We start from the raw sequence: 13,488 nt of genomic DNA, 5'->3' as shown, positions 1-13,488 counted from the left end.
TCCAGCTTGATCGTGGACGGCAGCGATGGCCGCGTGCAGCCGACGGCCGCCTTCCAGCGCGTGGTGCAGCGCGCGATCCTGCATGTCGAAAGCTCCGGCCGCGAGGAAGTGACCGGCGCGAACGTGCTGGTCTCGATCTTCTCCGAACGCGAGAGCCACGCCGCCTACTTCCTGCAGGAGCAGGACATGACGCGCTATGACGCGGTGAACTACATCTCGCACGGCGTGGCGAAACAGCCGGGCATGTCGCGCCCGACGACGCCGCGCGGCGCGGAGTCGAACGAGGAAGAGCCGGTCAAGCAGGGCCATGAAGCGCTCGACACCTATTGCGTGAACCTCAATGCGCGCGCCCGGGCCGGCAAGATCGACCCGCTGATCGGCCGCGACATGGAAGTGAACCGCTGCATCGAGGTGCTGTGCCGGCGCAACAAGAACAACCCGATCCTCGTCGGAGACCCCGGCGTGGGCAAGACGGCGATTGCCGAAGGCCTGGCCAAGCGGATCGTTGATGGCGAAGCGCCTGAAATCCTGGATGACGCGATCATCTGGTCGCTCGACATGGGCGCGCTGCTGGCCGGCACGCGCTATCGCGGCGATTTCGAGGAGCGCCTCAAATCGGTGATGAAGGAACTCGAGCAGCAGGAGAAAGCCATCCTGTTCATTGACGAGATCCACACGATCATCGGCGCGGGCGCCACCAGCGGCGGGGCGATGGATGCCTCGAACCTGCTCAAGCCTGCGCTGCAGTCCGGCGGCCTGCGCTGCATGGGCTCTACGACGTTCAAGGAATACAAGCAGCACTTCGAGAAGGACCGCGCGCTGAGCCGCCGGTTCCGCAAGATCGACGTGGTGGAGCCGACCGTGCCGGACACGATCAAGATCCTGACGGGCCTGAAATCGAAGTTCGAGGATTTCCACGGCCTGAAATATACCAACGACGCGATCAAGGCGGCGGTGGAACTGTCGGACCGCTACATCACCGACCGCAAGCTGCCCGACAAGGCGATTGACGTGATCGACGAGGCGGGCGCGGCGCAGTGGCTGCTGCCGGCCTCGAAGCGGAAGAAACAGGTGGGCCTGCGCGATATCGAAGCGGTGGTGGCGAAGATTGCGCGCATTCCACCCAAACAGGTGACGACCGACGATGCGGCCGCGCTGAAATCGCTGGAGAGCGATCTGAAACGCGTCGTGTACGGACAGGATGAAGCCATCATGGCGCTGTCGGCTTCGATCAAGCTGGCGCGGGCGGGCCTGCGCGAGCCGAACAAGCCGATCGGCTCCTACCTCTTCACCGGCCCCACCGGCGTCGGCAAGACGGAAGTGGCCAAGCAGCTCGCCTCGATCATGGGTGTCGAGATGCTGCGCTTCGACATGTCGGAATACATGGAGCGTCATACGGTGAGCCGCCTGATCGGCGCGCCTCCGGGCTATGTCGGCTATGATGAAGGGGGTCTGCTCACGGACGGTGTGGACCAGCATCCGCACTGCGTGCTGCTGCTCGACGAGATCGAGAAGGCGCACCCGGACCTGTTCAACATCCTCCTGCAGGTGATGGACAATGGCACGCTGACGGACGCCAATGGCCGCAAGGTGGACTTCCGCAATGTGGTGGTCATCATGACCACGAACGCGGGCGCCTCGGATGCGGCGAAGAACTCCATCGGCTTTGGCCGCGGCAAGAAGGACGAGGAACAGGACGAGGCGCTCAAGCGCCTGTTCACGCCGGAATTCCGCAACCGCCTCGATGCGATCATCACCTTCGGCGGTCTGACGCCGGAGATCATCGACCGCGTCGTCGAGAAGTTCATCCTGCAGCTGGAAGTTCAGCTGGAGGATCGCAACGTGTCCATCGAAGTGTCGAAGCCGGCGCGCGAATGGCTGGCGAAGCGGGGCTTCGATGCGGATATGGGCGCGCGGCCGCTGGCGCGGACGATCCAGGAATACGTCAAGAAGCCGATGGCGGAGGAACTCTTGTTCGGCAAGCTGCAGAAGGGCGGCGTCGTGAAGATCGGCCTCGACGAGAAAGCCGACGAGCTGACGTTCAAATACATCGCCGAGCCGCCGAAGAAGAAAAAGGCGACCAAGGACGAAGCGGAAGAACCGGCGAGCTAGGCAGCGCGTTTCATCAAAGTGATCTGGAAGGTCGCCTTTGGGCGACCTTTCTTTTTGGGGCGCCCTCACCTCCCATTGCTGCGCAATAGGCCCCTCCTCTCCCGCAAGGCGGGAGAGGGGTTCGCGTTGTGCTCGCGGCGAAGTCCTAACTCCTCTCCCTCTAGGAGGTGAGGAACTGACGCTCGGGAAACACTCGCCTTCGCCCGCCAATCCGCTAACGTCTCGCGCAAAGAACACGGGAGGATATCATGGCAGTGCATGGCAGGTGTGATCCGAAGTTTGCGAAGGTGAAGGAGGCGTTTGAGCGCAACTTTGCAGAGCGGGGCGAGGTAGGCGCGAGTGTGTGCCTGTCGGTGGGCGGCGAGACGGCGGTGGACCTGTGGGGCGGCATGGCGAACCCGGAGACGAATGATCCGTGGCAGGAGGATACGATCTCCATCGTCTATTCGTGCACCAAAGCGGCCGTGGCGACCTGCGCGCACATCCTGATCGACCGTGGGCAGCTGAACCCCAATGCGCTGGTGAAGGAATACTGGCCGGAATTTGCAAAGAACGGGAAAGAGAAGACGACCGTCCATATGATGCTGAACCATGAGAGCGCGCTGCCGACGCTGCGCGATCCGGTGAAGCCGGGCGGGTTTGCCGACTGGGATTACATGGCGCAGCGGATGGCGGACGAGGAAGCCTTCTGGGAAGTGGGCGCGCGCAACGGCTATCACATGATCAATTTCGGCTGGACGGTGGGCGAGCTGGTGCGGCGCGTTTCCGGCAAGTCGCTCGGCACCTTCTTCCGGGAGGAAGTGGCGGAGAAGACGGGCGCGCGGTTCTGGATCGGCCTGCCGGAAAGCGAGAAGGTGCATATTGCGCCGATCCGGCCTTATGTGCCGAAGCCGGGTGATCAGCCTACGGAGTTTGTTACGAAGGTGATGACGGATCCGAATTCCATCCAGCATAAATCCTTCATGAATTCCGGCGGATGGGACTTCAACGACCGGAAAGGACAGGCGGCAGAGATTGGCGGCGGCGGCGGGCTGTCGAATGCGCGCGGGCAGGTGGCGTATTATACGGAGCTTGCGACCAATTCCGGCAAGCTGGTTTCATCTGACCGGCTGGCGGCGATGACGATGGTGTCGACGGCCACGCAGCGCGATGCGACGCTGCTGATCCCGACGCGGTTTGCGTCCGGCTACATGAAGTCGATGGACAACCGGCGCGGCGGATATGGGCCGGGCACGAGCGCGATCATGGGCGGACAAGCGTTCGGCCATGTCGGCGCGGGCGGCTCGATCGGATTTGCCGATCCGGAATGCGGCATGGCGTTCAGCTACACGATGAACCAGATGGGCAATGGCATCCTGCTGAATGAGCGCGGGCAGAGCCTGATCGATGCGGCCTATGCCTCGCTCGGCTACCGCACGAATGCGCCGGGGGCGTGGGTGCGTTAGGCGTTCTTCCAGTCGCCGGGCGTGAGATCGCCCAACGACCAGTCTCCGATCCGTACACGGATCAGGCGCAGGGTGGGGTGGTCCACAGCGGCGGTCATACGGCGGACCTGGCGGTTGCGGCCTTCGGTGATGGTGAGTTCGATCCAGGAGTCCGGCACGGATTTGCGGTAACGGATGGGCGGATGGCGCGGCCAGAGATTTTCCGGCTCCGGGATGGCGCGCGCCTTGGCGGGGCGGGTACGGCCATCGCTGAGATCGACGCCAGCGGCGAGGGCTTTCAGGGCGGCGGCATCCGGAATGCCTTCGACCTGCGCCCAGTAGGTTTTTGCAACCTTGTTCTTCGGATTGGCGATGCGGGCCTGCAGGGCGCCGTCATCGGTGAGGACGAGGAGGCCTTCGGAATCGTAGTCGAGCCGGCCGGCGGGATAGATGCCGGGGATGGGGATGAATTCCTTCAGCGTGCGCTTGCCGCTGCCTTCATCCGTGAACTGAGAGAGGACGTTGAAGGGTTTGTTGAAGAGGATGAGGGTCATGGGCGGCCTGTTGCGGCGGGCGTTCGGATCCAGATCCAAGGGCCGGTTTCGGCATCGTCCCCGCCGGGCTCGTCCGTTTCGATCCAGCCAAGGGCGCGGTAGAAGGTGCGGGCCGTTGTGTTGCGGGCCGCGCATTTCAGGGACAGGGCGGGTCCGTGGCGGGCGAGCGTGGCAGTCATGAGGGCGCGGCCGATGCCGGAGCGATGCAGGGCGGGTGACAGATAGAAATGATGCAGGAAACGGTCCTCCGCCCAGACGGACGAAAAGCCTGCGATCATGCCTTCGTGTTCCGCGACGAGAATGGCTTCACCTTGCGTTCGCCGGTCGAATTCTGTTTCGTCCGTGGCCGGAAGGCTGGCCCATGGGAAGGCGGTGCGGCTCGCGGCGTCGAACAGGGCTGCGAGGGCGGCCCGGTCTGTGGGGGTGAAATCCCTAATCCGCGTCAGCTGACGACCCCGTGGATGGCCTTCAGTGTGCTGAGGAGATTGTCGGCGCCGGATAGGGGCAGGCAGCTGGGGCCGTCGCAGAGGGCCTTGTCGGGGTCGGTGTGGAACTCGAGGAAGACGCCGTCGGCGCCCGCCGCGATGGCGGATTTCGCGATGATGGCGACACCGTCACGGCGCCCGCCGGTGGAGGCGCCGCCAGTGCGCGGGTCGGCGCCGGGAAGCTGGACGGCGTGGGTCGCGTCAATGGTGACGGGCGCGCCAAGCTTTTTCATTTCGGGGATCGCGAGCATGTCGACGACAAGGTTGTTGTAGCCGAAGCTGACGCCGCGCTCGCACAGGATGACGCCGACATCCGGCGCGGCCTCGGCGACTTTCGAGAGGATGTTTTTCGCATCCCACGGCGCCATGAACTGCGCCTTCTTGGCCTGGATCAGCGCGCCGTGTTTCGCGGCGGCCCTGGCGGTGGCGACGACGAGATCGGTCTGGCGCACGAGGAAGGCGGGCAGCTGCACGATGTCGGCAACCTCGGCGACGGGTTCGGCCTGATCCGGCTCGTGCAGGTCGGTGACAACGGGCACGCCGAGTTTGGCTTTGACGGCGGCGAGGATGCGCAGGCCGTCCATGCCGGGGCCGCGATAGGATTTGATCGAGGAGCGGTTGGCCTTGTCGAAGCTTGCCTTGAAGGCATAGGGCAGGCCGAGGCGGGCGCAGATGCGCTTCAGCTCGGTGCCGACCTCGAGGGCGAGGGCTTCGTCTTCCAGCACGTTGAGGCCGGCGATGACGGCGAGCGGCTTGCCGGTGCCGATGGTCCAGCCGGAAGCCTTGTGCGTGAGGACGCTCATCCAATCTCTCCTTGTTGCCGGCTTGCCATAGCGGAAAAGGGGGCTGGGGCGAAACCCTCCGTGTCAGGTGCCTGAAAACAAAGAAGCCGCCCTGTCGAAGGGCGGCTTCCGTGAGCCCCGTGGGGCCCGTCAGGTCGCGGCGCATTTCAGCGCCGGTCCCGCATCTCTAGGCGCTGACCGGAGGCTGCTCCAGCCAGACACCATAGGATGCAGACCCAACGGCCTCACCTGGTTTCTCACTCGACATTGGATCACCTCCTTTCAAGCGTGCAACGGGCACGGACTTTGTCCCGGACCATCCAGAACAGGACTGAGGTAAGCATGATTTGCGCCAATGTTAAGTTAAGAACATGCTCATTGCGGGTTCAGGCCCGGTGAATGCACAAAAAAGACCCGGGCCGCCGATGGGGCGTCCCGGGCCGGAGTGAGCCTCAACAAGGGGTACGATAGAGGCCGAAAGGGTTCAGTCGGAGACAAGTGCGCCGACGACGAGGCCGATGATGGCGCCGGTGGCCACGGAGGCGAGGATGGCGTCGCCGCGGTCATTGTCGCGCACCCAGTGATAGCCGCTGGGCGGGGCGTAGAGGCCGTAATGGTCGTAATTGTTGATGTAGACCGTGCGGCTGGGCCCGTAGCTGTAATAGTTGCCGACCGAATAGCGCGGGCTGTAGCCGGAATAATAGTAGGGGCCGTAGGAATAGCCGTAGGTGACGCTCACCGTGCTGCGCGGGTAGTAGCTGTAGGAGGGCGGGTACACGACCACGGGGCGGTAGCTGGGGGTGTAATAGTGGTGATGGTGATGGCTTTTCTTGCCGTGACCGTGGCCGCGCCCGCGATCATCATGGCGGTAGTCGCGCCGGTAATCATTGCCGCGATGGCCGCGATGGTCGTCGCCGCGGCGTTCCCAGCCGCCCCGGTCTCCGCCGTGGCGTCCACCACGGTCACGGTCAGCCTGGGCGATGGGGGCGATGAAAAGGCTGGCCGCTGCAGCGACAGCGATGAAGCGGGAAGCAGTCTTGAACAGGGTCATGGTAAACCTGCCTATATGGAGCCGTTGGGGCCGGGGTGTGCTGGACTTTGCCCGCAAACCCCGGTTTCGTAAGGAAACTCTCAGCCCCGGAGGCTGAACTTAGGCTGAACAGGTCCTTCAGGTTTCCCCGATGAGCGAATTTGGCGACCTGAAAATCACGGAAAACCTGACCCTTCCGGCCTGGGAGATCAGCGAAGCGTTCGTGCGGGCCTCTGGGCCGGGCGGGCAGAATGTGAACAAGGTGTCGAGCGCCGTGCAGCTGACCTGGCATGTCGGGGCCTCCTCCCTGCCGGCAGCGGTAAAGGAGCGGTTCGGCAAGCTCTACGCGGCGCGGATCACGGCAGACGGGCGGCTGATCCTTGAGGCGAGCGAACATCGCAGCCAGGTGCTGAACCGGCAGGCGGCGCGTGAGCGGCTGGTGGAGATGATCCGCAAGGCGGCGGTGGCGCCGAAGAAGCGGATCAAGACGAAGCCGACCGCGGGAAGTGTCCGCAGGCGGATCACTTCAAAAAAGAAGCGCGGCGAGGTGAAGGCGCTGCGCGGTAGTGTGGGGAGTGACGACTAGCTCTTCAGAGCGTCTTCGATGGCTTTCTCGATGACGGGAATGTTGGCGCCTTCGATATGGGTGTCGCCGATGAAGAAGGCGGGCGTGCCGGTAACACTTAACGCGGCGCCGAGGGATTTCATGTCGGCGAGCTGTTTCTGCACGGCCTGACCTTTCATGTCGGCGCGCAGCTTCGAAACGTTGAGGCCGATGCTTGCGGCTGTTTCGTCGATCTTCGCTTCGGTCAGGTCCGCGTTGTTCTCGATCTTCATCAGGGCGGAGTGGAATTCCCAGTACTTGCCCTGCTTGCCGGCCGCGAGGGCGGCGAGCGCCGCCGTTTCGCTGATGCCGCCGAAGATCGGTAGTTCCTTGAACACGACGCGCACCTCGCCGTCATACTTCGCGGGCAGTTTCTGCACCCAGTCGACCGAGCGTTTGCAGTAGCCGCAGCGATAGTCGAAAAACTCCACGATAGTGACGGCGGCATCGGCCGGGCCGATCGCATAGTCGCCGGCATGCGCGTAGAGCGCATCCTTGTTGGCGGTGATGGCGCTGCGAACGAGGTCTGCCTTGGCGGCGTCCCTTTTGTCCTGGAGGGCGTAGATGGCTTCCTCGATAAGTTCAGGATTCTCGAGGATATATTCCCGGACGATCTTTTCGATCTCGGCCTTGTCCGCGTCCCCGCCCGGCTGGGCGCAGGCTGGCAGGAGGGAGACGGCCACCGCCGCAAGGGCGAGGGTGGTTTTGCGGAGCGGAGACATCATCTGGAGGAAACCCATGGCTTGATTTTCAACGGACTATACGGCCGGCGGCGGCCTCGTCCACCCGCGCTCGCAGAGGTGTTACTCGCGCCCTCGGGCGGAAAAGTCGCCGAAGGGCATGTCGCGGCCGGCCGTGTGCAGGCTGAGATTCGAGCCCCGGCGGTAGCGGTCATAGAAGGCGCGGTTGTCCGGATTGCTGGGATCGGTGATCAGCAGGATGTCATCAGCGCGGCGGTAGTTCGTGGTGGATTTGTCCAGCGATTGCACGGCGCGGCGGGCGAAGGCGTTGGCCCGGACAATGTCGCCGACCCAGTAGGCGGACTCGGCGGTGGCGAGCTGGGCCTCGGAGCGGCGGTCCTGATTCTCGTAGGTGATGGCGAGCTGGGCCCAGGCGAAGGCATTGTCCGGCTCGGCAATCAGGGCGTCGTGGAGCGCGGTTTCGGCCGCAGCAAAGTCGCCCTCTGCGCCGCGCGCGTTGAGCGAGCGGGCATAGTTGATGAGCAGTAGCGGCTGGCCAGGTTTCAGTTCCAGAGAGCGTTTGTGCGGCGCGATCGACTCCTCGATCTTGCCGCTTTCGAACAGGATCTGGCCTTTCAGCTCGTGGAAGTAGGGGTTCTCCGGTTCCTCCGCGAGCAGGGAGTCGATTTCGGTCAGCGCGCGCTGGATATCGGAATTGCGATAGGCGGAAATGGCACGGGCATAGCGGGCCGGGGCGCTCTTGTCGGCATCCGGATAATCGCGGCGCACCCGCAGCGGCGTGTCGAGGAAGCCGACGAGCTTGGCACGCATCATGCGGTACTGTTTCAGCTCACGCTCCGTGGGCGGAACATCCATCAGGCCGGTGGCTTCGGCCAGTATGCGGGCGCCGCGGATACGGTCGGAGGCGAGCGGGTGGGAGCGGAAATACGGGTAGCGTTTCGCGTCTGACAGGACTTCCTGATAGCGGAACTTCTCGAAGAACTCGACAATGCCGGAAGGCGACTGGCCAAGCGCAGCGAGATATTTCACGGCGGCTGCGTCAGCGGCGGCTTCCTCGGCGCGGGTGTGGACGAAGAAGTTCAGCGCCGCGAACTGGCCGGAGCTGCCGATCAGCGCGGCGCCGGCGCCGGGCTCACCGGCTGCGATGGCGAGGATGCCAAGGCCGATGGAGACCAGCGCCGGGCGCATCGCGATCTCGCTGGCGCGCATGCGTGCGACGGTGTGGCCGCAGGCGATGTGGCAGGTTTCATGGCCGAGCACGCCCTTGATCTGGCCGGGCGTTTCCGCCTCGATGAGGAGGCCGGTGTGCATGTGGATGCGCTGGCCGTTGGCGACGAAGGCGTTGAGGCTGGGATCGTTGATGATGAAGAGCTGCACGTCTGCGGGTACGAGGCCGGAGACTTCGAGGATGGGATCGGTCCATTCCCGCAGGGTTTCCTCGATTTCGGCGTCGCGGATCAGCCCCTGCGCAGAGGCGCCGCCAAGCGCGACGAGCGCGCTGGCGGTGAGGGCAAAAGCGGCGCGGACCAGTCCAGAAACCATCCACATCTCCTTGTAGACTCTTCCAACGAGCCTAGGACCTGAAACCGTCGAAAGCGAGGCATTCGAGGCAGTATTTACCGAAATGTCAGAAACCGGATGACGCGAATGTGAACGTGAAATCGGGGTCGAGCGACACGCCGGCTTCGCTGCCGGGGGCGGCGGCGGCCGACAGAGGCACCAGCGAGATGAGGGAGAGGCCCTGGCCTTCCAGCGTCAGGCGCACGAGCGGGCCGGTCAGGTGGCGGCTGGTGACGAGCATGCGGACGGGCGAGGCCGCGTCGAGGCGCACGCCTTCCGGGCGCACGCCGATGACGGCGCCGCCGCCTTCGGGAAGCCAGGCCTTGGGCAACAGCGCGCGCGGGATTTCGTTGACCGGGCCGAGCGCGCGGGCGACCGCGAGGCTGGCGGGGCGGCGGTAGACATCGTCCGGATCGCCCGCTTGCAGGAGGCGGCCTTCGCGCAGGATGGCGATCCGGTCTGCGTGCGCGAGGGCTTCGGCGGGGTCGTGCGTGACCATCAGGGCCGGGATGCCGGCGGCACGTACTGCGGCGAGCGCGGCCTGGCGCACGGAGTCGGAAAGCATCGGGTCGAGGCCGGAGAAGGGCTCGTCCATCAGGATGGCGTCGGGCTGGGGCGCGAGGGCGCGGGCGATGGCGACGCGCTGCTGTTCGCCGCCGGACAGCTCGTGCGGATAGGCGCCGGCGCGGTGCGTGAGGCCGAGGAGGCCGATCCAGTGATCGATGCGGGCGGTGGCTTCCTGCTTCGGCAAGTGTTTCAGGCCGAAGGCGACGTTACGCTCGGCGGTGAGGTGGGGGAAGAGCGCGAAGTCCTGGAAGATGAGGCCGATGCGGCGCTGTTCCGGCGGGACGGTTTGTCCGGGTGCGGACAATACCCGGTCACCAAGACGGATCTCGCCGGTCTCGACAGGCTCAAGGCCGGCGAGCAGGCGCAGGAGCGTGGACTTGCCCGCGCCGGAGCCGCCGAGCAGGGCGGTGATCTTACCGGGCTCCAGTGACAGGCTGACATTCTCGACCACGGCGCGCGGGCCATAGCGGCGGGTGACGTTCAGCGCCTCGAGACGGTGGCTCATGCCGCGCTCCCCGGACGGGCGCGCGACATCTGGCGCGAGAGCAGGATGACCGGCAGGAGGCCGGCGAGGGTGATCAGCAGGGCGGGAAGGGCCGCCGAGGCGAGGCGCTCGTCGCTGGCATAGGCATGGGTGCGCACGGCAAGGGTGTCCCAGTTGAAGGGGCGGAGCATCAGCGTTGCGGGCAGTTCTTTCAGCGCTTCGACAAACAGCACAAGGGCCGCTGCGGCGGCGCCCGACATCGCGATGGGCAAGTCAACGGAGAGGATGCGGCGCATCGGCGTGGCGCCGAGGCTTTCGGCGGCCTGTCCGATGGAGGCGGGTGCGCGGGCGAGGGCGGCGGCCATCGGCTCGGTGCCCGCGGCGGTGAAGCGCACAGCATAGACCCAGGCGAGGGCCGCGAGGGCGAGGACGCCGGAGAGGGTCACGGGCAGGGCGGCAATCACCGCGAGCGCGCCGAGGGCGAGCACCGCACCGGGGATGGCATAGCCGGAGGAGGCGGCGATGCGGGCGACGGTGGCGATGGGGCCGCGCGCGCGGATAGACAGGGCGATGATCAGGGCAAGGACGAACGCAAAGGCGGCGCCGGCGCTGGCGAGGAGGAGGGAGTTGAGGAGCGCGTCGCCGATGGGCGCTGCGCGCGTGCCGGTCTCTATGCTGCGCCAGATGAGGCGGCCAACCGGAAGGATGAACGCGAAAGTGAATATGGCGGTGCACAGGGCGCTGGCGCCGATGGCGGCGGGGCCGCGCAGGGTGACACGCGGGATTTCTCGCCAGCGGGTGGAGCTTTGCTGGATGCCGGCGCGCCCGCGCGAGCGGCGCTCGATGATCACGAGCGTGAGCACGAGCAGCAGGAGGACGAGCGCGATGCGCGCGGCGGCGGCAGGCTCGCCGAAACTCTTCCAGGCGCGCACGATGCCGTAGGTGAGGGTGGGCACGCCGAGGAATTCGGCGGCGCCGTAATCGGCGGCAGCCTCCATAAGCGCGAGGGCCAGGCCGGCGGCGATGGCCGGGCGGGCGGCGGGCAGCGCGACGGACCAGAAGGTGCGCACGGGGCTGGCGCCGAGGCTGCGGGCGGCTTCCATGGTGCATACGGACTGCGAGAGGAAGGCCGCGCGGGCGGTGAGATAGACATACGGGTAGAGCGCGCAGGCGAGCACGAAGGAGAGGCCGGGCGCGGAGCTGAGGACCGGGAACCAGTAATCGCGCGCGGACCAGCCGGTCGCCTCGCGCAGCGCCGATTGCAGCGGGCCGCCGACACCGGCGAGATCACTCCACGCGTAGGCGAGTACATAGCCGGGGGCGGCGAGGGGTAGCACGAGTAACCACTCAAAAACGCCGCGTCCGGGGAAGCGGAACATGGTGACGAGCCAGGCGGCAGGCACCGCCATCAGCAGGCAGAGGATGCCTGTCATGATCAGTACACTGAGCGTGCCGGTGAAGTAGCCGGCGAGCAGCGTGTCGCGGATATGCGTCCACGCCGAGCCGCCGCCTTCGGAAAGGCCGGTGGCGAGCACGACCGCAACCGGCAGGGCAATGACGAGCCCGGCCAGAAGGACCGGAAGCTGGCGCCATGCCTGTGCCGGGATGGCGGCCGCGGAGAAGACGCGTGCCCTCAGTTCCATCCGGCGCGGTCGAAGATGGCCTGCGCCTCAGGCTGGTGCACGCCAAGCTGGTCCAGCGGGAAGTCGCTCTGCTTGAACTCCGGCAGGACTTCGAGGCCTTCCGGGAGGGCGGCGCCGGCGACGACGGGGAATTCTTTCGTTTCCGAAGTCAGCAGAGCCTGGCCTTCGGGCGTGGCGAGGAATTCGATGAACTTCACGGCGGCGTTCGGATTCTTGGACGAGGCGGTGACGGCGGCGCCGGAGATGTTGATGTGCGTGCCGTTGCCGTCCTGGTCCGGGAAGGAGATGGTGGTCTTGGCGGCTTTCAGGCGCTGTTCGGTGGTGCCCTGCGCGAGGCGGACCCAGTAGTAATGGTTGACGATGGCAGCGGCGCACTGGCCGGCGGCGACCGCTTCGATCTGCGCGGTGTCACCGCCTTCGGGCGGGCGCGCGAAGTTTGCGGTGACGCCTTTCGCCCATTGCTCGGCTGCCTCGCCGCCATTGCGGCCGATGAATTCGCCGAGCAGGGAGAGGTTGTAGACATTGGTGGAGGAGCGCACGCAGATCTCGCCGCGCAGGCGCTCGTCAGCAAGGTCGGCATAGGTGTCGACTTCTTCGATGGGCAGCATCTGCGGATCATAAACGATGACGCGGGCGCGTTTCGACAGGCCGAACCAGTGGCCATCCTTTTCGCGCAGCTGGGCCGGGATCGCGGCTTCGAGCGCTTCGGAGCGGACGGCCTGCGTGAAGCCTTCCTTCTGGAAACGGTAGAGCGCGCCGGCATCGGAGACGATGACGAGATCGGCGGGGCTGTTTGCGCCTTCGGCCTTCATGGTTTCGAGGAGTTCCGGCGCGCCGGCCTCGCGGACGTTCACCTTGATGCCGGTCACTTCCGTGAAGCGGGCATACATCGCCTTGTCCGAATCATAGTGGCGGGCGGAATAGATGTTGATCGACTGGCCGGCGGCTTCGGCGGAAGCTTCGGTGGCGGCGTCGGGCACTGCAGCGGGAGTGGGCTGGCCACAGGCGGCGAGAATCGCGGCGGCAGCGCAGGCAAGCGGGATTCGGAACATTCGGGGCGTCCTTGGATGAGGAGAGCGTAATCTTGTGGCCGATCCCAATCACACTTGAGAATGAATCGCAACAGAAAGCCTGCGCGACCTTTTCACCACAGTGCGCCAGCCGAATTGCCCGGTTCTTGCAAATCGGGGTTCTCCTCGGGGGCGAGCTGTGCCAGCACAACAATGTTGCAGGTGCGAAATGTCTTGTCCCAACGGGGGTATGGGTTAATTTCTGGCTTGGGAGTGGAGGCAGCGATGGCCGAAGTGGTCCTTGATGTCGAACTGATGGATGAGGCCGAGGACGTTCGCCTGTCCGAGGCGATCGACAGCTTCATCCAGATGCAGGGCCAGCGCGCAGGCGCCGATGGCTTCGACTTTGACCTGATGGTGCGCACCGTGTTCGGCCCCGGCGGCGAGCGGCTGAAGCAGCTGATCTTCCAGAAGCATGACCTGGCGCAGGCCTTTGACGCCTTCTGGAGCAGCTTCCGCCTGCTGCCGTGAA

The 13,488-nt window shown here is 65.4% G+C and carries 13 protein-coding genes; 4 read left to right on the top strand and 9 right to left on the bottom strand.

Translation table 11 applies throughout. The features are described from left to right. Positions 1 to 2,112 (top strand): ATP-dependent Clp protease ATP-binding subunit ClpA (clpA, locus tag ACK4TE_RS07910; RefSeq protein WP_409910952.1); only part of this gene is annotated, 2,112 nt, incomplete at its 5' end. A 248-nt stretch (positions 2,113 to 2,360) separates the two neighbouring features. Then, a complete protein-coding gene (locus ACK4TE_RS07905; protein ID WP_409910951.1) occupies positions 2,361 to 3,557 on the top strand; it encodes a serine hydrolase domain-containing protein in 1,197 nt (398 codons plus the stop codon). On the opposite strand, the gene ACK4TE_RS07900 is transcribed toward ACK4TE_RS07905, so the two are convergent. From ACK4TE_RS07900 to ACK4TE_RS07885, 4 genes are all read right to left on the bottom strand, one after another. Continuing rightward, positions 3,554 to 4,090 carry a pseudouridine synthase gene (locus tag ACK4TE_RS07900; RefSeq protein WP_409910950.1) on the bottom strand — a complete coding sequence of 179 codons (537 nt, stop codon included), beginning with the start codon at positions 4,088 to 4,090 and terminating at the stop codon, positions 3,554 to 3,556. The two genes, ACK4TE_RS07905 and ACK4TE_RS07900, sit on opposite strands and share 4 nt — an antisense overlap. Beyond that, the gene (locus ACK4TE_RS07895; protein WP_409910953.1) at positions 4,087 to 4,485 is read right to left on the bottom strand and encodes a GNAT family N-acetyltransferase; all 399 of its coding nucleotides are present in this window, start codon (positions 4,483 to 4,485) and stop codon (positions 4,087 to 4,089) included. The genes ACK4TE_RS07900 and ACK4TE_RS07895 overlap by 4 nt, the downstream gene beginning before the upstream one ends. Positions 4,486 to 4,532: 47 nt before the next feature. Further along, entirely contained in the window at positions 4,533 to 5,378 is an 846-nt protein-coding gene (gene kdsA, locus ACK4TE_RS07890) for a 3-deoxy-8-phosphooctulonate synthase (protein ID WP_409910949.1), read from the bottom strand. A 463-nt stretch (positions 5,379 to 5,841) separates the two neighbouring features. Further along, entirely contained in the window at positions 5,842 to 6,408 is a 567-nt protein-coding gene (locus ACK4TE_RS07885; RefSeq protein WP_409910948.1) for an RcnB family protein, read from the bottom strand. 130 nt (positions 6,409 to 6,538) lie between these two features. On the opposite strand from ACK4TE_RS07885, the gene arfB reads away from it, so the two are divergent. Next, positions 6,539 to 6,973, top strand: a complete 435-nt coding sequence (gene arfB, locus ACK4TE_RS07880) for an alternative ribosome rescue aminoacyl-tRNA hydrolase ArfB (RefSeq protein ID WP_409910947.1) — start codon at positions 6,539 to 6,541, stop codon at positions 6,971 to 6,973. Here the strand turns inward: arfB and ACK4TE_RS07875 are convergent. The 5 genes from ACK4TE_RS07875 to ACK4TE_RS07855 form a co-directional block, all read right to left on the bottom strand. After that, positions 6,970 to 7,731, bottom strand: coding sequence for a DsbA family protein (locus ACK4TE_RS07875; protein WP_409910946.1), 762 nt, complete (start codon positions 7,729 to 7,731; stop codon positions 6,970 to 6,972). The genes arfB and ACK4TE_RS07875 overlap by 4 nt on opposite strands. Positions 7,732 to 7,794: 63 nt before the next feature. Continuing rightward, positions 7,795 to 9,234: a M48 family metalloprotease gene (locus ACK4TE_RS07870; protein ID WP_409910945.1), complete on the bottom strand. Its 1,440-nt coding sequence runs from the start codon at positions 9,232 to 9,234 to the stop codon at positions 7,795 to 7,797. 85 nt (positions 9,235 to 9,319) lie between these two features. Continuing rightward, positions 9,320 to 10,324, bottom strand: coding sequence for an ABC transporter ATP-binding protein (locus ACK4TE_RS07865; RefSeq protein WP_409910944.1), 1,005 nt, complete (start codon positions 10,322 to 10,324; stop codon positions 9,320 to 9,322). Continuing rightward, on the bottom strand, positions 10,321 to 11,946 hold the full coding sequence (locus ACK4TE_RS07860) for an ABC transporter permease (RefSeq protein ID WP_409910943.1): 1,626 nt from the start codon (positions 11,944 to 11,946) through the stop codon (positions 10,321 to 10,323). Before ACK4TE_RS07860 ends, ACK4TE_RS07865 begins: the two co-directional genes overlap by 4 nt. After that, positions 11,937 to 12,998, bottom strand: a complete 1,062-nt coding sequence (locus ACK4TE_RS07855) for an extracellular solute-binding protein (protein ID WP_409910942.1) — start codon at positions 12,996 to 12,998, stop codon at positions 11,937 to 11,939. The genes ACK4TE_RS07860 and ACK4TE_RS07855 overlap by 10 nt, the downstream gene beginning before the upstream one ends. 243 nt (positions 12,999 to 13,241) lie before the next feature. Here ACK4TE_RS07855 and ACK4TE_RS07850 point away from each other — a divergent pair, with 243 nt between their 5' ends. Then, entirely contained in the window at positions 13,242 to 13,487 is a 246-nt protein-coding gene (locus ACK4TE_RS07850; RefSeq protein WP_409910941.1) for a hypothetical protein, read from the top strand. The last annotated feature ends 1 nt before the right edge of the window (position 13,488 follow it).

This window comes from Hyphomonas sp. (assembly GCF_046313975.1).
Taxonomy (GTDB): Bacteria; Pseudomonadota; Alphaproteobacteria; order Caulobacterales; family Hyphomonadaceae; genus Hyphomonas.
Note: the sequence above shows the minus strand (reverse complement) of the source record. Positions and strands in the feature narration are given on the sequence as shown.